The organism is Chryseobacterium sp. SORGH_AS_0447, assembly GCF_030818695.1.
Lineage (GTDB): Bacteria > Bacteroidota > Bacteroidia > Flavobacteriales > Weeksellaceae > Chryseobacterium.
This window is the reverse complement of the sequence record NZ_JAUTAR010000001.1, coordinates 2,223,634-2,242,644: the sequence shown is the minus strand read 5'-3', so window position 1 is coordinate 2,242,644 and position 19,011 is coordinate 2,223,634. Positions and strand designations below refer to the sequence as shown.

Genomic DNA, 19,011 nt, shown 5'->3' with positions numbered 1-19,011 from the left:
TCTCAGCGAATGATAGCTCAGGATACATCGGCTGGTAATAACCACTGTATTTTTCAAATCAGCGATTACACCACTTAATCAGAGATAAAACCCTCGCGTCTTTTCCAAGCAAAATATTTAAAACGTTTCGCGTCTTTGCGAATTCCAACACGTTAACATTAATAAATTCACCATTGACTATTCACTTGCGAAGCAAAATTAACCATTACACCGTCATTCCGATGTCGATTCCTTTGATTTTACGGTACAGATCGGTGGCATAATTATCCGTCATTCCGGAAACGAAGTCGATCACGCCCAATACTTTCTGATAATCGGTTGCATGTTCATAGATAAACTGTTTCGGAATCAGTTTCAGGGCTTTCGTATCGTAGGATTTTCTTTCTTCCTTGGATTTGAGAATGGACGGAATAAAGTGATCCAACAATTCATACATTACGTTGTATCCGGCATTCTCGATCTCCACAACTGCCTTGTGGTTGTATATTTTTTCAATAGAAAAGCTTTCGATGTCCTGCAGGGACTTGTTTTCATCCTTATACAGATCAAGCAGCGCTTTATCCAGGTTTCCGTTCAGAATCTTTTCGAAATTCTGCTTGTACATTTCCATGGAAGTATTGATCAGGGCATTGATTACTTTTGCCCGTAAATACGAAATCTGCTCGTTTTCATTAGAAATAGAGCTTAGTTTCCTTTCAATTCTCGCGACGTCATCTGTTTCGGATTTTACCAGTTCAAAGAACAGGTTTTTGCAATCTGCCGTAGAAACGATTCCCAGACGGTGAGCATCTTCCATATCGATGATGTTGTAGCAGATGTCATCTGCTGCTTCCACCAGCCACACAAAAGGATGTCTCCTAAAGATGTACGGTTCGTCGCTTTCACAAATCAACTGGGTTTCTTTGGCTATTTCGAGGAAAATATCTTTTTCGTTCTGGAAAAAACCGAATTTCTTACGGTGCACAATGCCTTTCTTTTTAGCAATGGCTTCACATGGATATTTCGCAATACTGGCCAGTGTCGAAAAGGTAAGCTGGATTCCTCCTGCATCCTTCCCCTGCTGCTGCTGGGCCAGTACCCGGATCGCATTGGCATTTCCTTCAAAATTTACCAGATCCGCCCATTCTTTTTCGTTGAATTTCGGCTTCAGATCCGATTCATTCCGTTCGAAATAGCTCGCGATCGCATCTTCTCCGGAGTGTCCGAACGCCGGGTTTCCCACGTCATGGCATAAACAGCCTGCCGCAATAACGTTTCCTAAATTATGCAGGTAAAAGCTTTTTGCGTCTTCGGTTAAATCATTTTTAAACTGATCGTGGATGAACTCTCCCATTACGCTTCCCAGACTTCTTCCTACGGATGAAACTTCCAGCGAATGCGTCAGGCGGTTGTGTACGAAGACACTTCCCGGCAGCGGAAAAACCTGCGTCTTATTTTGTAGCCTTCTGAAAGCCGATGAGAAAATAATTCGGTCGAAATCTCTCTGGAAATCCGTTCTGGAAGCTTTGGTGTGCGGATTATTGCCTGTACGCTGATTCGTGAAAATCTGGTTTAAGTTCATCATGCTTCAAAAATACTTTAAATTTTATTTTTTTCTGATAAAATATTGGAATATCAGGTAAATTTCTGGTGTTGGAACAATAAGTACGCAGAGTTTTTACCTACTCACTATTTTTTAAGGTTCACCAAGCCATTTAACTTCGTCGAATTTTCGATTTTATTATAGAAAATAGAGATTGTTGGAAATTATCAATGAATGGAAATTATTAAAATGGGGTTCACGTAAAACAACATTTTACATCCCTCATTTCAAAAGTTCGAACGGTGGCAAAATAATTGCTGAATACAAGAACGGAAAACGGTCGCTCATTGAAGACCAGGAATTTAAAATCTAAAGCTATGCCCGAAGGTCCTCCGGTTGTTCTGATGAAAGAAGATCTGCAAAAGTTTGCAGGTGAAAAAGTAATTGAGGTAAAAGGAAGTTCCATAACAGAAACCTCGGAGATCAAAGGCCACATTTTACGGGAAGTAAAAACCTTCGGCAAACAGACTTTCCTTATTTTCGACAAAGCCAATATCCGCATCCACCTGCTGATGTTCGGTTCCTACAGCCTGACGGAGAATAAAACCCTGCCCCATACCCTAAAGCTCGGACTGGAATTTAAAAGCGGCGGGATGTATTTTTACACCTGCAACGTAAAGCCAGTAGACCCTGAATTTATAGCAGGCCTCGACTGGGAAGCCGATGTAATGAGCGATGCATGGGATCCTGAAAAAGCGAAAAAGAAACTGAAAGACCGCCCGAAAATGATGGTTTGCGATGCGCTGATGGATCAGGATATCTTTGCCGGAGTCGGCAATATCATAAAAAATGAGGCCCTGTTCAGAGTCGGCATCCATCCCGAAACGTTAATCGGTCATCTTCCTCCTTCCAAGCTGAAAGACATGATTGATGAAGCACGGACCTACAGCTTCGATTTCAAAAAATGGAAAAAAGCAAATGTGCTGAAAAAAAATTTCCAGGTCTATCACGAAAAGAACTGTCCGAAATGCGGCGAGGAAATCATTAAAAAGGAAACCGGCAATACAAAACGCACCAGTTTCTTCTGTAAAAATGACCAGAAACTTTATTGAAACTAAAACTAACCATGAAACGTATTTATTTGCCGCTTTTTATTCTTATACTGACTTCCTGTACAACCGATCGGAAAGAAGATGCCTGTTTTGAAAATGATAAAAAAGAAAAGACAGCGTACAAGGAATTCAGGCTTGATACGCCACAGGAAATTCTACGGGCAAACCCTTCTCACATAAAATTTACAATCAATAAAAATATTAAAAGTTATAATGAAGAAATAGAGGATGACCGGAAATCGCATTCGGAAGCAGAAGATAAAAAACGCTACAAAGCATATGATCATACCTATGCAAAACTCATCAAAAATTTCGGGGAACAGTTTTATTATATCAATATAGGAGAAACAAATGGCATTGTTTACGGTATCGGCGAGAATATGTTCGGCTACTGGCTTCTTGAAGCGAAAAATAATACTGCTGATGCCTATTATTTGGGATTAAGCCAATTTACCCATCTCAGCAAAAAACAACCGGAACATTTTATCTCAGGAAATAAATTGGTGGCTTACGGCAGTTTTATCCGGATCAGCAAAAGCTGGGGCTACCCTTTCGGTCCGCAAAAAGAAGCTGTGAAAGACTGGCTTGTTTTTGAGATCGATCTTGCAAACGTAAAAAAGGATTCGGATAACGACGGTTTCAATGACCTTTTTGAAAAGCAGGTTTTATTAAATCCCAATTCAGCAGACACCGATCAGGACGGTATTCCTGATTTTACTGACAGCAATCCGCTGTACCGATCTGAGAAATCAAAATTTACAGATTTGTATACCCTGATTATCGATCGTAAATATGAGCAATCTGGTTTTTCAAAGGACTCTTATTTTTTTACCGGCTATTTTTCAGACTGTGATTATTTCCATCGCATAAATCCTACCAGGGTAAAAGTCCTTATTTATCCTGAGAACAAAAGTTCCGAGCTTCAATCCGATTACCGGCTGGGCATGTTCCCGGAATATATCGGAAAGATCAAAAGAGATAAGGATAAAAACAAATTTTTCATCGATTATGCCAGCGGATCAGGAGGCGGATTTTTTGAAGCGGTCTTTAAAAATGGACAATGGAATTTGTCAAAACACGGTACTTATAACATATAGCCATTAATTCCGATTGTTTTCAGATTTCTGCACATCATAAGATTTGTGTTTATGATTTCCCTACTATAATCAAACAGTCTAATCATGTACAGTTTTTTAATGCAATAAATCATCACATCTCCGATAAACAGGAGATTTCTACAGCTTTAACACAGACCTTTTTAGAGTGAGGCTTGCTCACTGTTTACATGGAGAATATAAATCTCCACGATTAATCCTGACGAAAACCAAATTTATAATAAACTGATTTTCAGATCAAAATAACATTCAGGATATAGACTATTTCTAAGCTTAGCACATTTAATCATCCATACCTTTCGAAGGTTATTTCCTAAAACAGCATTTTAAAATAGTTCAATAATAAGTTTTTGTAACATGAAATATTAATACAAGTCAAAAATAAGTGATATAATATTGTCTCAAAAAATGTTATTATGTATTGCATTTTTTCTTTTTTGTATTATCAACTTTTAAATGCAAGCGCAGGAATTATTGAAGGATCAATAATTTTTTACACAAAACACAACAAAAGCCTTTATAAATTTATAATTTTATATTAAATTAATGTAAACTATTTTTATCCAAACCGTAAATAAAAACCACTTAAAACACTGATATACATCATGATTATTTGTTTTGGAACTTGATTTGAAAGTCGTAATATTGCAAATGTAAAATCGATAATAATAAATCAAATAATTAAAAATTCAACAAAATGATCACTTACATCGGAATCGCAACATGTTTAGTAGTTTTTGCTTCTTATTTTGCAACTGTAAAGAAAGAACAGGGAAACTAATCAGGTTTTTTCTGAAACTGACTATCAGTTTTTAGAAAAGCACAAATGAATGACATTGTATATGTTTTCAATCTGTCAGAAAGATTGACTGCTCTTTTGCCCGGCCTGGGTGAAAGGGCACCGAAAACATAGCAAAGATTTTACACTAAGGAAGACAAATTTTAATTTTTATAATAGCCGATAGGAGTCGAACAGTTATTGTTCGGCTTTTTTCTTGGATATGGATTATCTTTGCTCCCATAAATTTGAAAGCAATGAATCTGTACAACCTCATTATCCAGGACAAGGAAGAAGTAACGCTCGATGACGTGTTCCTGTCGCCTTACAATAAAGAACAGTTTGTACAGCTCATCAAAGAAAACACCTACGCCAAAGAACTTCAGGAATACGGGCTACCGGTCAACAACAAAGTGCTTCTGGAAGGCAGCTCCGGCTGTGGGAAGACCATGACCGCCAAAGCTGTTGCCAATGCTTTAGGCAGAAGTATCATCATCCTTAATTTGAGCAATATCGTATCTTCGCGGATCGGCGAAACGTCCCAGAACATCAAAATGATCTTCGATAAGGCCGCACGGGAAAGATCCGTTCTATTCCTGGATGAACTCGACCAGATCGGAAAAGCCCGAGGCAGTGACGATAAAGACGTGGGCGAAATGAGAAGACTTGTGAATACCCTACTTCAGCTGATCGACTATTATCCAGAAAATGCCCTGCTTCTCTGCGCGACCAATCACCCCGAAATCATTGATACCGCCCTCATCAGACGTTTCCAGCTGAAAGTTAAGTATGAAATGCCTACAAAAGAATTTCTTGATACCTTTTATGACCGGATCCTGGCTGCATTCCCGGAAGATCTCAAGAATATTGATAGGAAGTATGATGTTTCTTTTGCCGAAGCAAAAGACTATGCTTTTACGGTGGTGAAAGGGAATCTGATTAAGAAGTTGGAGGGGAGTTTTTAACCACAAAAGATTATCACGCATTTTAATTAAGTAAATACTGTATTTAAAAAAAGCACACATAAGTTTTAAATCTTTGATTTTTTGTTAAAACAGTGCAGAAATTCGACGGTTCCGGTAGCTGAGCGGAGCCGAAGCTACTTATCTTGCATATCAGAAAAAATTCAGAGACTTTGATTATTCACCGCATTTATTATGACTACGTCGAATCTTAGATTTCACAGGAATCTAAACCCGGATTTTTCATGCGATGCTCTAATCCTATATTTAGATTCCCTACGGGAATGACAAATGGGCGTTGAAATATTTCATTTGTTGTTTAAAATCAACAATTTAAATGAACAGTCATAGAGGCACGTGAGGCACCCAAAATCCTTGTAATAATCTGTGAAAAGCGAGCCAGCAGTGGGAAATTTTTGCCATTACTCAATTATTTTGACAATAAAATTTTAATGTTTCCGTGATTTCATTATCTTTATTTTACAATTAAATAAAACTAAAACCATAAAATGACAGACAGACAAAATATCCCCGTCCGGAATGCCGGAATAGTCCTGTTGAGCCCATTTATTCCCCGATTGCTTGAACGCCTGAATTTCACTGCTGACGGTGACTTTACCCATCAGCAAAACCTGGAAAGGGCCGCTCAATTTCTACAGTATGTGGTAACCGGAAAGCAAAGCACAATAAATTCTGAATTAGCCTTGAACAAAATCATCTGTGGTCTTTCTCCCGAAATCTCATTATCTGAAAATATCGAAATTACTACCGAAGACACGGCTTTAAGCGATCAGTTATTAAAAGCTTTAATTGCTCAGTGGAATGCACTTGGAACTACGTCGGTAGAAGCCTTAAGGGAAACTTTTCTGATCAGAGAAGGCGTTCTTTCCGAATCTCCGGAACAGTGGAAACTAACGGTAAAACCTGGAACTTTTGACGTGCTTCTCAGCCGATGCCCGTTTTCCTTTTCTCTTATTAAATATCCTTGGATGGAGAAAGCGCTTGCAGTGGAATGGGATTTTTAAGATGTACCACATCCGCCTTTTTTTATTATGCTTCCTTATTTTAATTCTTATTTAAAATCTAATTTAATAGGCGAACCTGACATAATTATAATTTCAAAATATTAGATTTATATGGTAACAATTTTATCCCACATTTCATTTGGAATTGGTGAATTCTTTTCTACAACATTCTTAATATTATTTATTTTATCGTTTTGTTTGTTTCTCTATATGCTTTCGAAAAATAAGCGTTATAAGAAATATAAATATACAATAGTTTCACTTTCAATTATCTTAGTCATACATTTAGTCGTATTTCCTTTTATCTATATTTTAATGCTTAAAAATAATCCCGCATGTTTCGAATTTAAAACTTCCATCCACTCAAACCTAAAAAAAGTGGTTCTTAATGAATGGATTGATGAGTCCCAATCAATTCCTCGGGAGATCAAAGAACTTGAAAATATAAAAATATCGAGCAACATAGTCTTAAATAAAAGCCTAAAAGAATTAAAGCGATTAACCTTCAAAAAATTATATAATGCATACAGACGTTAATATCAATATTCCTGGCAGAAATCTTATAGCAACTGTTTATATATTTGATAAAGACGGTTTTTTAAAAAATAAACTTTTAAAAAGTGGTAATGACCAAAATGAGTTGGATTCTACTAAATTTGTAACTGTAATAACTGATAACATTAATTATTTAAAGAATGAACTTGAGTATTACAGAATTAAAAAAGTTGAATTAGACAGAAATAATGTATGGACTTTTGCTACCTTACTTCCTTATAGTGCATCTTCCTTATTTACTGGAAATATGACCCCAATAAGCCCTATAGCCAATATATTCTATTTATTTCATTATATTATAATTTATTCTATTGGGATAGGTATTTTTTTACACTTTTTAATTATTAATATAAATTCTTTAATTAAAAACAGTAATATATAATAACAGCTATTACTTGCTTTTACTTTATTTTTCACAGTAGTTTATAAACTAAAGAACTTAGAAAAACAAAAAAATCCCTCTCAGTTATGAGAGGGATTCATTTTATAGATCAGATTGAATTACATATAGGCTTCAATCGGCTCACAGGTACAAACTAAGTTTCGGTCTCCGTACGCTTCGTCTACTCTTGAAACGGTAGCAAAGAATTTGTGGTCTCTTACCCAATCTAACGGGTAAGCGGCTTTTTCTCTGCTGTATGGTTTATCCCAAGAATCGGAGATCACCACTTGCTCGGTGTGCGGTGCATTTTTCAATACGTTGTTGGCGGCATCAGCTTCTCCGTTGGCGATTTCATCGATCTCGTGTTTGATGGCGATTAAGGCTTCTGCGAAACGGTCGATTTCTGCTTTGCTTTCCGATTCGGTCGGCTCGATCATTAGCGTTCCGGCTACCGGGAAAGAAACCGTTGGAGCGTGGAATCCATAGTCCATCAATCTTTTCGCAACATCAGCTACTTCAATTCCTAAAGATTTGAACTGTCTGAAGTCGACGATACATTCATGGGCTACTTTTCCGTTTTCGTTGGAATATAAAATCGGGAAATGTTCTGCTAAGATTTCCTTTAAATAGTTCGCGTTTAAGATCGCATGTTCGGTTGCTTTTTTCAATCCTGAAGTTCCCAGCATCTTGATGTAAGCATAAGAAATGTTTAGGATCAGTCCGGAGCCGTAAGGTGCTGCTGAAATCCCGTCGATGGATTCATTTCCTCCTACTTTAATGTTCGCGTTGGAAGGTAAGAAAGGAACCAGGTGTTTCGCCACACAGATCGGACCTACCCCAGGACCTCCTCCACCGTGAGGAATCGCGAAAGTCTTGTGAAGGTTCAGGTGACAAACGTCTGCCCCGATGTTTCCAGGACTTGTGTAACCTACCTGAGCGTTCATATTCGCGCCGTCCATATACACCTGACCACCATGTTCGTGAATTAAAGAAGTAATTTCTTTAATGTTCGCATCAAAGAATCCGTAAGTAGACGGATAAGTGATCATTACACACGAAAGGTTTTCAGAATGCTGTTCTGCTTTAGCTTTCAGGTCTTCGAAATCAATTTCCCCGTTCTCCAGGTTCTTCACAACTACGATCTTCATTCCCGCCATGGCTGCAGAAGCCGGGTTCGTTCCGTGCGCCGACTGTGGAATCAATACGACATTTCTGTGACCTTCGCCTCTTGCGATGTGGTATTGTCTGATCACCATTAATCCTGCATATTCTCCCTGAGCTCCGGAATTCGGCTGAAGGGAAGTTCCTGCAAAACCAGTGATTTCCGCTAAGTCTTTTTCCAGCTCACGGATCATTTCCTGATATCCTCCGGCCTGGTCTACCGGTACAAATGGGTGAATGGCTCCCCAGTTGTCCCATGAAAGCGGAAGCATCTGGGTAGCTGCATTCAGCTTCATTGTACAAGATCCTAAAGAAATCATCGAATGCGTCAATGATAAATCTTTTCTTTCCAGACGCTTGATGTAACGCATCAGTTCCGTCTCCGTATGGTATTTGTTGAATACTTCTTCGGTAAGGATTTCGTCTTTTCTTAAATTCTCTTCCGGAATGCTGTATCCTTCTTTTATTTCTAATTTAAAAGTCTGCTTGTCTTTGAACTGAGCGAAAGAAGCCATCAGGACATTCAGTTTATCCAAAGTCGTACTCTCGTTGATTGCGATACTTACCACACCTTCCGTGAAATAGTTCAGGTTCAGCTTGTGATCAAGCATCATTCTCATCAGCCTTTTCTTATCTTCTTCGCTGATTGTGATTTTTACCGTATCAAAGATCGGCTCTTCAACAATCTCGTATCCTAATGCTTTTAGTCCTCCTTTCAGGGCATTTGCTTTAAAGTGGATCTGGTCAGCGATATAATTTAAACCTTTCGGACCGTGGTAAACCGCATACATCCCAGCCATTACCGCCAAAAGAACCTGTGCCGTACAGATGTTAGACGTTGCTCTTTCTCTTTTGATGTGCTGCTCTCTGGTCTGCAACGCCATTCTAAGGGCACGCTTCCCGTAAGCATCCTGGGAAACCCCGATTATTCTTCCCGGAATATCCCTTTTGTAGTCTTCCTTACAAGAGAAGAATGCTGCGTGAGGTCCACCGTAACCCAATGGAATACCGAATCTCTGCGTCGTTCCTACAGCACAGTCGGCGCCCATGGATGCAGGAGACTTCAGCTTAACCAAAGCCATCGGATCACAGGCAACTACTACCTGAAGGTCTGATTTTTTATATTCTGCAATATCTTCCGTATAATCCAGAACAATCCCGTTTTTACCCGGATACTGTAGCAATACCCCGAAGTAAGAACCGTCAAGCTCATGTGTTTTGTGATCGCCTTCCACGATCTCGATCTCAAGGCCTTCCGCCTTTGTTTTCAATACAGAAACCGTCTGAGGCAACACCAGGTCGGAAACGAAGAACTTGTTCGCTCCTGATTTCTTCTGGTCTTTTGTTCTGTTGTTGAAGAACATGTGCATCGCTTCTGCAGCTGCCGTGGATTCATCAAGCAATGAAGCGTTGGCCAATGCAAAACCGGTAAGGTCGCACACCACAGTCTGGAAATTAAGAAGTGCCTCCAGTCTTCCCTGTGCAATTTCCGCCTGGTAAGGCGTGTAAGCGGTGTACCAGCTCGGGTTTTCGAAAATGTTTCTCTGAATAGCCGACGGCAACAGGGTATTGTGATATCCGAAACCGATGTAGCTGGTGTAATCCGTATTTTTAGAGGCCAATTCCTTGGAGTGGTTCATCATCTCATACTCGGAAAGCGGGGCTGAGATCTTGAGATCCTGTTCTAAACGGATAGAGGAAGGGATGGTTTGAGAGATAAGCTCTTCGACACTTGAAACGCCAATTTTTTCCAGCATCGCCTGTTTATCGGCTTCATTCATGGAAATGTGACGGCTCACAAACTGTTCTGTATTCATTTTTATTTATTAGATTTTGTTTGTAAAAAAGATGGGTAAAATTACGATTTTTTGGAAAATTGTACAACTAAATCGGAATCATAAATAAATAACGTAAAGTGTTCTATCTTATTCAAAATTAATGGCTTTTTATTGAGATTTAATTATAAAAGAATATCATAATTGAGTTTACAAATAAAAACAGAGCCAAATAGCCGGTTGAAAAATTCACAAAATGAGCCATTCATATTTTCTATTGGAAAGAATTTTAATCCAGCTAAAGCCATTTGCTATTAATGCAAAAAACATCCGGGAAAGAACGGTGTAAACAATTAAGTGTTAAAAGAATAAATATTTGCAGATTTTATTATCTGTATTTATTCTAAATTAATATATTTGCATCATGAATATGATTGTTCCTTTCAAAGTACCGCCATTGGCCCCTGCTTTTTCAATGAATACCGAAGAAATCTATTGTGGTGAAAAGAAATCCTGCTGCAAGAAATTCAAAAAAGGAAAAAGATGCAAGAAGTGTCCGGGAAATAAGAAGATGGCTTAATTACAGGCTGGAAGAGGGAAGCTGGAGGTTGGAAGTTTTTATTCCAAAAAATACCAGCGATATTGAATAATAAACCTTACTGTTTTATCTGAACAGGGATCTCTTCTACTGTTTGATTTTATATTACCTGATTGAAAATAAAATTCGGGTTCCTATCAATTCCCGAAACTTTTGATGAGAAAGTAAATCGCCAGGATCATCATCACGATTCCTACAATAATTCTTGCCACTTTCGGCTGTCCTGTAGGATTGGCAACGGTCCGCGGTTGTGATTTAAATAATTCTTCCGCCTTATCTTTGAATTTTTCCGTATTGCTTTCGAAAACCTCGGTGATGGTAATCCCCTGAACCGCCGTTTTGTGCAGCAGCGAATTGGTTGCGTGCAGCAGAATCTGAAATTTCCCGTCCTTAAATTCCGTTATTTTAAAAGCCCTTTCCCCGTAAGCTTTTTCAAGTCCGAAAGGCAGCACCTTGACCACATCCGCATTTTGGGTCTGCCAGATGACAATAATCTCCTCCCCTTTCTTTGCATGAATTTTATTGGCCGAAAAGCTCTTGATGGAAGGCGGAACCGTATACCGGAAGCTTTTCTGCTGGCTTTCTAAATTCTGGTCGTATGTATATCGGCTGCTTTTATCGCTCAACGTTTCATACGCTTCCTGTATTTCCCTGAAACGGTCGGCGAAGAACGCATCGTTTTCATTTTTGTCCGGGTGGTACTTTAAAGACAGTTTCCGATATGCTTTTTTGATGTCCTCATCCGAAGCATCATTGGGAATCCCTAGAAAATAGTAGTAATCTTTCATTGAACCTTACAAAAATAAGGAATTTATTTTTTTGCTGATTATAGAATGTTGTGTTTTTAACGCAACGGTCGCGAAGACCTCTGCTTAAAATACTGAGGATATTTTTCGTCCGCAAAGGTGCTTCGACAGGCTCAGCATGACACATTTCACTCAGCAAATGATAACAGCATATCTTTTTATAATAAGACAAATGATTGCGCGGTGGCTGAAGCACTCAAAGCCACACCATCATGCGTAAAAATCCGCGGGATATATGCCAATTGGAGACACGACATCTTTGCAATATTTTCTTTTGAATGATTGTCCTCATGATCTCGCCCTTTCAGGGCTCCTGTCACCAGGATTACTACAACACCGGGCTGCAACCCGGTGCTATTGATGTATCGCCCCTTTAGGGCTTAAAATCTCATTCACCTTATACCAAAAACAAAATATCAAGTATCATCTGTTAAAATCTGCATAAATCTGCGGTTTAAATCTGATTGAGCTTATTAATCGCAATCCAGGAGACAAAGGCAGTCGAAGCTATACCGTCACCTGTTAAAAATACGTGCGATCCGTAGGGCATTTTTCTTTCAAAGAAATCCAGACAAAATTTTTCCACCTTTACTGGTAATACTCTATTGAGATTTCTTCCGGGTGAGACAAAATATAGTAAAAAAATTAAATAAATGTAAAGCTTATCATTCCGCAGCAATCCAGCCTCGAATCTTTCCATAATACTTTGCTAAATAAAGTGAGGCTTCGAAAATCTTAACCACTTTCAGGATTTTTCAGCCATTAAACTGAAAAAGTTAGGCTCGGAAATTTTTGCTTTCCGAGCCTAACCCAACAATTTCAATTTAGCTGCTTTCTTTATGCTTCTGCGACAGATTCTTTCTCAGATCTTCTGTGGCCGCATCGGGAAGCAAATTCTTTTTTGAATTTCCCTTTCAGTGACTGATAGTCCTCGTCGTTCATTTCACGGATTTTATCGGCCAGTCCGAACGGTGATTTTTCTTTGATGCCGTACTCTTCAAAAATACCTTTTACGATTTTTTTTCTTTGGATGGCTTTTTTGGCAACAATCGCAATGCCTGCCACCGCCAGGGCTCCAAGTGCCCCTTTTAGTACTGAATTTTTCATTTTCTTAAATTTTAAATTTTACTACTTCTTTTTATAAAGACGAATTCTCCTGAACTTTACTTTACTACTTCTTAAAATTCTTACGATTCGCTGTTTCTTTTATTCCTGTTGAAAAATCCGCTTTCGCATCGGTTTTTCCATACTTCCTTAAATTTTTCCCGCTCTTCAGGAGACAGGTTCATCATTTTTTCGCGCATTTTTCTTTCCTTGAAATCGCGCATCCCTTTTCCGAAATGGAAACCGCCAAAAAGGATCTTACATAAAATCAGGATTCCCATTGCCTGCCAGTAGGTGATTGATTTTACGCCTAAAATTTCAGGCAGCAGACAATTCCAGAGTGACATGACGATCCAGGTGACGCCTAAAAAAATCAACGGCGGACAGAGTATCAAAAAAATCCAGCCTTTTTTATGTTTATGATTCATAATCTTTCTTTTTACTAACTATTTAAATCTTCGTATAATTTTCTCAATCGGTTCCTTAAGTGCTTCACCGCATAATTTTTACGGCTGATAATGGTTTTGATATTTTCCCCGTGCTCATCGGCAATTTCCTGGAGGGTTTTATCATTCAGCTCATTTTCCATGTAAACCAGCCGCTGCTTTTCCGGAAGTTCGTCCAGCGCTTCAAAAAGCTTTTTCCAGATTTCATCCTGGAACATTTTTATTTCCGGGCCGGCGCTTTCATCCATCAGCAGGATGTCTTTGATAGAAAAGTCTCCGTCTTCATCTTCGTAAACAAAATCTTCGAGGTTCTCGGTTTTCTTTTTGCGGTATTTGTCGGTGATTTTATTGGCCGTCACCCGGTAGAGCCAGCCGCCGACGTTCACGATTTCCGAGAGATTGGTAAGGCTGCTGAACTGATACCACACCTCCTGCAGGATATCTTCCGCATCTTCCGTGTTCTTCACTTTGGGGCGGATGTAAGACATCAGCTTCCCTCCGTACTTTGAAACGGTTTGTGAGATGATATTATCTTTCTCCTTCTGTGGCATTGTTATTTTTTCGGCAACCTCCATACTGCTATGACGGTTGAAAATTTTGTTTTACTTTAATAAATTTAAAATATTTTCCGGGAAGTTAAAAATCTCCTACAGATTATACGGATTTTACAGATGATTGCGCTTATTTTGACACATTAAGCACAGAGAGAATTTAACAGGCCATGCATATTTTAGAACCATCAGATAAAAAATCGCAGATTTTTTTAAGTTTTTGAACCACGGATTTGCGCAGATTTTCACAGATGACTGCACTTATTTTAAGATTCAACGTCCCATTTGTCATCCCGGTAGGGATCTCAACATCGTATAAGAGAAGCGGTGGAAAGATTCGCATTTAGATTCGTAACGAAATCGAAGATTCGACACAGTCAATTAAAGAGATTTTCAATGGATTATAAATTTTAATGATGTGGCTTCGGCTCTGCTCAGCCACTTGGATCACCTTCTACTAATAAAATCAAAGATTTTTATAGATTTTCGTACGCTTATTAAGATGCAGTTTCAACCTTTTATACAATAAATTATCTTTTGTTAGACTTTTGTGGTTAAATAAAAATTTAAGCATGTTCCATAAAAAACGGAAAGCCGATGTGACTTTCCGTTGGTTAATTATAAAAAGGTATTGCTTTTATTTATTAAAATTTTCAGCAAAGAAGCCGAGCATGGTTTTGTAAAACTCGATACGGTTCTGCTCTTTGCCGAACCCGTGGCCTTCGTCATATTTTACCATATAAGGCACTTCAAAACCTTTTGCCCGCAATGCTTTTACAATCTGGTCGGACTCGTTGATATTTACCCTCGGATCATTGGCTCCCTGAACCACAAACAGCGGCTTTTTAATTTTATCGATCTGGAATACCGGCGAAACTTCTTTGGCAATTTTGGCTTCCTCAGGATTATCCAGGTCGTACCAGATCTGCTTTACCATTTCTTTATACGGTTTCCAGTATTCCGGAAAGGAATCGAAGAAGGTGAAAATATTGGAAACCCCTACATAATCGACACCGCAGGAATAAAGATCCGGAGTTTTAATCAGTCCCATCAGGGTGGCATATCCGCCGTGGCTTCCGCCATAGATGGCCACTTTATCTTTATCGATCCAGCCCTGTGAAATTGCGTATTTTACACCGTCTTCCACATCGTCCATTGCTTTTCTGCCAATCTGTTTGTAGCCGGATTTCTGGAATTCCTTACCGTATCCTCCCGAAATCCTGAAATTTACCTGCAAGGTGGCATATCCCCGACTTGCAAAAAGCTGCGTTTCCGGATTAAAGCCCCAGTCGTCACGGATTCCCTGCGGACCGCCGTGAGGGTTTACAATTAACGGTACTTTTTTACCCTGAAGGGCTTCTTTCGGCAGGGTGATGTATCCGTGGATGGTTACGCCGTCCCTGCTTTTGAATTCGATCGGCCGCATTTCCGCCATGTCTTCTTCTTTCAGCTGTGGCATCAGATCAAAGAGCAGCTTGGTGGTTTTCGATTTCGTATCGTATTCGTAATATTTGCCATAAAGCTTATCACTGTCGACCACCACGAGCAGTTTATCATCTTTGTCATCTGAGGAAACAACGGAAAATTGTTTATCTCCGAATTCGGCAGTCAGCTTATCATGAACTTCCTTATAAAATTTGCTTACCGGAATTGTTTCATTTTTAATTCCGTTATAGCTGATAAAGTCCAGTTCATACTTCCTGTTCTTTCCGGCCAGACCAATGGAATTGACATCGAAATCCGGATGGGAATAAATTTCTTTAATGACTTTATCTTTATTTAAATCGTACAGAACAATTCTCGACTTATCTCCGTCGAGATCCGTTACGACATACGCCTCATCTTTATTGTTGGAATTTTCGTTAAAACCGATGATCTGAAAACTGTCCTTCCAATCGGTGGTTTTCAAGAGGTTGAATTTCTCGGTCTGAAGATCTTTGTAATACAGTTTTGAGGTCAGCCCGTTTTCAAGAATAGAATAGCCGCGGAGGTTTCCCTGCTTATCAAAAATATAATTGTCGATTGGGCTGTTTACATCTTTATTTTCATACAGTTGGGTCATTTCCCCTGTATTGAAATTGATTTTATAAGGTTCAAAGATCTGCTTGTTGTTTTTGTTCATCGTAACAATCACAAACGGAGTATCTTTAATGATCCGTACACTGTTCAACGTAATTCCTTCAAAGGGAGTAAGATCCTTCAGGTTCTTTCCGTCAATGTCGGCGGCATACAGGTGAATATTTTCATTTCCGCCACGGTCCTGGGTATAAAACAGGCGTGTTTTGTCCAGCCAGCCGTAGCTTTTGATAAGATCGTTCTTTTCTTCCAGCGCCTTTGTAATTTTACCTGTTTTCAGGTTTTTTACATACACGTGATTTTTGCTGTCCTTGTCTTTTTCTTTGTAGGAAAGGTACTGCCCGTCGGGTGAAATCTTGAATTGGGAAGCTTTTGGCCTGGCAAAATAGTCTTCAACCTTATATTTAAAGTTTCCTTTATCGTAAGAAATCAGCTTTTCAAAAGTCGCCTGTGTAGAAACCAGTGTAGGATCTCCCGGCAGTTTAGTCGTGGTGGTTTGTGCATTCATCATAATGGCGGATATTACGATTTGTGTTATCCCGAAAAATTTAGCATTGATGTTCATGATCTCATGGTTTTGTGAAATGTATCTTAATCATAAGACGCCTTTACCCTTGAGATTGTTACATGCAAACTGCAGAAATTTAATTTAAAATAAAAAAAGAAAAGCATTATCTATCTAAAAGCCAGTTAAAAAGTAATTAAATTTTACAGGCATTTTTCAGATAATATTTAAATATACCATTAATACAAAACAGCGTAAATATTAATTCAGGTAAATCCCGAAATACCAGGTCCATGCAATCAGAATGATCTGCATCGGGATCCTTTCTTTGTATAAATAAGCCATTCCCGGCCCGGTAAAATCGGCTTTAAAAATATTGATGTTTTTCGTGGAGGAATTGATGTTGGCTATGAAAACCAGAATATAGAAAATAATCAACAAAAATGCGGTCAGCTCGCGGACAGAAGGAATCAGTAATCCGATTCCGGCGGCTATTTCAATAATTCCGGTGAAGTATACCCAGAACAGTTTGCCTGGAATAAATTCGGGGATCATCATCGCCATGCCTTTCTGAAACTTAAAATGCGCCAATCCGGTAAAGATGATGAAAGCAGCCATCCCGAGATTTCCGGAAAATAAAAAATTCCAGTCTCCCTGAAAAATTTTTGTCCCCAATAAGCCTAAAATAAAGGTGACGAAGAGAATCGTTAATAGTTTCATACTGATTTTTATTCACGCTTTTATACGCATGTTACCGAATTTAAGCAAAATGACGAACCATTCCTATAAATAATGATAAATATAGTATTTGGGTCATAATTATTTCCCTGAACAGCTTAATTCAAAAAATTAGATTTCTCTTTATACTTGAATATTATACTTGAATATTTTGCACGGATTTTTTTTACCACAGATTTTCACGGATTTTCACAGATGATTGCGTGACTTCGGGTAACCTCAGCCACCAATTGTTGCCTTTGTTTAAATTAAAAACATAAAATCTAAGATTTTTAAAACTTTTGTGCACTTTTTAGCATAAAGCATTTTCACCTTATTTATGCAGCACACGTAACTTTTGTGACTTTTGTGGTAAAATTTTCGAGGTTAGATATAAACCACAGATTCGCGCAGATTTTCACAGATGATTGCGTGGGTTTGAATAACCTCATCCACCAATTGTTGCCTTTGTTTAAATTAAAACATAAAAATCTTAGATTTTTAAAACTTTTGTGCACTTTTTAGCATAAAACATTTTCACCTTATTTAGGCAGCGCATATATCTTTTGTGACTTTTGTGGTAAAATTTTCAAGGTTAGATATAAACCACAGATTTTCACGGATTTTCACAGATAATTGCGTGGCTTCGAGTAACCGCAGCCACTAATTGTTGCCTTTGTTTAAATTAAAACATAAAAATCTTAGATTTTTAAAACTTTTGTGCACTTTTTAGCATAAAGCATTTTCACCTTATTTAGGCAGCACACGTATCTTTTGTGACTTTTGTGGTAAAATTTTCGAGGTTAGATATAAACCACAGATTGGTGCGGATTTTTACAGATCATTTAGTGGCTTCGAGTAATCTTAGCCACCAATGATCTGAAAATTGTAGTTGATGATTTATAAGGTATCTTCGGCAAGGTTTTTTACGACTTCCAGTCCTTTTGTAAAACCGGTATTCATCGTATCTTCCCAATCTTTTTCAGTCTGAACCTCAGCATGGAGTTTGGTTCTTCCATCATAATCAATAAGGATGTACTTTTCAAAGCATCCGCTCCATTGCTTTACTTCCATGCTTTCGGTGTCTTCGTTGCCGTCTTTATCTACCATTCCCAAATGCTTAAAAATGATCTGGTCCGGCTCTTCGAGGCTGTCGATCGTAGACACCATGCCTGCCCCTTCCGCATTGACGAAATAGGTTTTGCCGCCAACTTTCCAGTCGGATTTCATTACAGATCCGGGACTGAAAAACTGTGTCCATTCGCTGTAGGTTTTTTCATTCCACAATACGTCCCAGACTTTTTGTTTCGGCGCATTGATGACGATTTCATAAGATAGCGTTTCCATGTTTTTATTAATTTGTTGATTGTTATTCTATAACTGGTTTTCGGAAAGGTGTTTCACATTGGAAAGGGCATCCGGAAACTTCTCTTCAAAAAAAGATTTAAATTCCTCCGAAGTCTGAATGTCTACTTCCAGATGGGTAATATTTTCATCTTCAGAAAGACGGTAACTTTCCGTAGCTTCGCCCCAGTCGCGTGGCGTTTCGACACCTTCATAAATTTCTCCCAGGTGCAGAAATGTAATTTCCTCGTTCGGGACCAGCTTTACAATTTTGCTGTACATCCCGTTGTTTTTCGCATCCAGGAATTTAATGGTCGCGCCTTCCTGTAAATTGCCCTGGTAAAAAGAACCTTCGGTAAAGGCAGAAGTCCACTGCCTGAAAGAAAAATCGTCCCACAACACACTCCAAACCTTTATTGCTTCAGCTTTAATCTGAATATCAAAATGTAATTTTTCCATAAAAAATTTATAACTAGC

Annotated in this window: 16 protein-coding genes; 6 read left to right on the top strand and 10 right to left on the bottom strand. The window is 38.6% G+C overall.

Translation table 11 applies throughout. The features are described 5' to 3' along the window. Window positions 1–205 precede the first annotated feature (205 nt). A complete protein-coding gene (locus tag QE422_RS10410; protein WP_307462330.1) occupies window positions 206–1,561 on the bottom strand; it encodes a deoxyguanosinetriphosphate triphosphohydrolase in 1,356 nt (451 codons plus the stop codon). A gap of 338 nt (window positions 1,562–1,899) precedes the next feature. On the opposite strand from QE422_RS10410, the gene QE422_RS10405 reads away from it, so the two are divergent. The 5 genes from QE422_RS10405 to QE422_RS10385 all read left to right on the top strand — a co-directional run bounded on the left by QE422_RS10405 (window position 1,900) and on the right by QE422_RS10385 (window position 7,451). Beyond that, window positions 1,900–2,634 (top strand): DNA-formamidopyrimidine glycosylase family protein, encoded by a 735-nt coding sequence (locus QE422_RS10405; protein ID WP_307457720.1) that lies wholly within the window; start codon window positions 1,900–1,902, stop codon window positions 2,632–2,634. A 14-nt stretch (window positions 2,635–2,648) separates the two neighbouring features. Continuing rightward, the gene (locus tag QE422_RS10400; protein ID WP_307457718.1) at window positions 2,649–3,731 is read left to right on the top strand and encodes a hypothetical protein; all 1,083 of its coding nucleotides are present in this window, start codon (window positions 2,649–2,651) and stop codon (window positions 3,729–3,731) included. Window positions 3,732–4,784: 1,053 nt separating this feature from the next. Continuing rightward, window positions 4,785–5,492 carry an AAA family ATPase gene (locus QE422_RS10395; protein ID WP_307457715.1) on the top strand — a complete coding sequence of 236 codons (708 nt, stop codon included), beginning with the start codon at window positions 4,785–4,787 and terminating at the stop codon, window positions 5,490–5,492. A gap of 506 nt (window positions 5,493–5,998) precedes the next feature. After that, window positions 5,999–6,514, top strand: a complete 516-nt coding sequence (locus QE422_RS10390; RefSeq protein ID WP_307457712.1) for a contractile injection system tape measure protein — start codon at window positions 5,999–6,001, stop codon at window positions 6,512–6,514. 520 nt (window positions 6,515–7,034) lie between these two features. After that, window positions 7,035–7,451 (top strand): hypothetical protein, encoded by a 417-nt coding sequence (locus tag QE422_RS10385; protein WP_307457709.1) that lies wholly within the window; start codon window positions 7,035–7,037, stop codon window positions 7,449–7,451. A gap of 119 nt (window positions 7,452–7,570) precedes the next feature. Here the strand turns inward: QE422_RS10385 and gcvP are convergent, their stop codons facing one another. Continuing rightward, entirely contained in the window at window positions 7,571–10,429 is a 2,859-nt protein-coding gene (gcvP, locus tag QE422_RS10380; protein WP_307457706.1) for an aminomethyl-transferring glycine dehydrogenase, read from the bottom strand. 458 nt (window positions 10,430–10,887) lie between these two features. On the opposite strand from gcvP, the gene QE422_RS10375 reads away from it, so the two are divergent. Further along, entirely contained in the window at window positions 10,888–11,037 is a 150-nt protein-coding gene (locus QE422_RS10375; protein WP_307457704.1) for a hypothetical protein, read from the top strand. Window positions 11,038–11,122: 85 nt separating this feature from the next. Here the strand turns inward: QE422_RS10375 and QE422_RS10370 are convergent, their stop codons facing one another. The 8 genes from QE422_RS10370 to QE422_RS10335 all read right to left on the bottom strand — a co-directional run bounded on the left by QE422_RS10370 (window position 11,123) and on the right by QE422_RS10335 (window position 18,993). After that, window positions 11,123–11,773 (bottom strand): J domain-containing protein, encoded by a 651-nt coding sequence (locus tag QE422_RS10370; protein ID WP_307457701.1) that lies wholly within the window; start codon window positions 11,771–11,773, stop codon window positions 11,123–11,125. A gap of 855 nt (window positions 11,774–12,628) precedes the next feature. Then, entirely contained in the window at window positions 12,629–12,898 is a 270-nt protein-coding gene (locus QE422_RS10365) for a hypothetical protein (protein ID WP_307457699.1), read from the bottom strand. Window positions 12,899–12,978: 80 nt separating this feature from the next. After that, window positions 12,979–13,323 carry a hypothetical protein gene (locus tag QE422_RS10360; protein WP_307457696.1) on the bottom strand — a complete coding sequence of 115 codons (345 nt, stop codon included), beginning with the start codon at window positions 13,321–13,323 and terminating at the stop codon, window positions 12,979–12,981. Window positions 13,324–13,337: 14 nt separating this feature from the next. Continuing rightward, window positions 13,338–13,892, bottom strand: a complete 555-nt coding sequence (locus tag QE422_RS10355) for an RNA polymerase sigma factor (RefSeq protein WP_307457691.1) — start codon at window positions 13,890–13,892, stop codon at window positions 13,338–13,340. A 637-nt stretch (window positions 13,893–14,529) separates the two neighbouring features. Next, a complete protein-coding gene (locus QE422_RS10350) occupies window positions 14,530–16,533 on the bottom strand; it encodes a S9 family peptidase (protein ID WP_307457688.1) in 2,004 nt (667 codons plus the stop codon). A gap of 201 nt (window positions 16,534–16,734) precedes the next feature. Next, a complete protein-coding gene (locus QE422_RS10345) occupies window positions 16,735–17,193 on the bottom strand; it encodes a hypothetical protein (protein ID WP_307457686.1) in 459 nt (152 codons plus the stop codon). A gap of 897 nt (window positions 17,194–18,090) precedes the next feature. Beyond that, window positions 18,091–18,537, bottom strand: a complete 447-nt coding sequence (locus tag QE422_RS10340; RefSeq protein WP_307457682.1) for an SRPBCC domain-containing protein — start codon at window positions 18,535–18,537, stop codon at window positions 18,091–18,093. Window positions 18,538–18,564: 27 nt separating this feature from the next. Continuing rightward, window positions 18,565–18,993: an SRPBCC domain-containing protein gene (locus tag QE422_RS10335; RefSeq protein ID WP_307457680.1), complete on the bottom strand. Its 429-nt coding sequence runs from the start codon at window positions 18,991–18,993 to the stop codon at window positions 18,565–18,567. Between the last annotated feature and the right edge of the window lie 18 nt (window positions 18,994–19,011).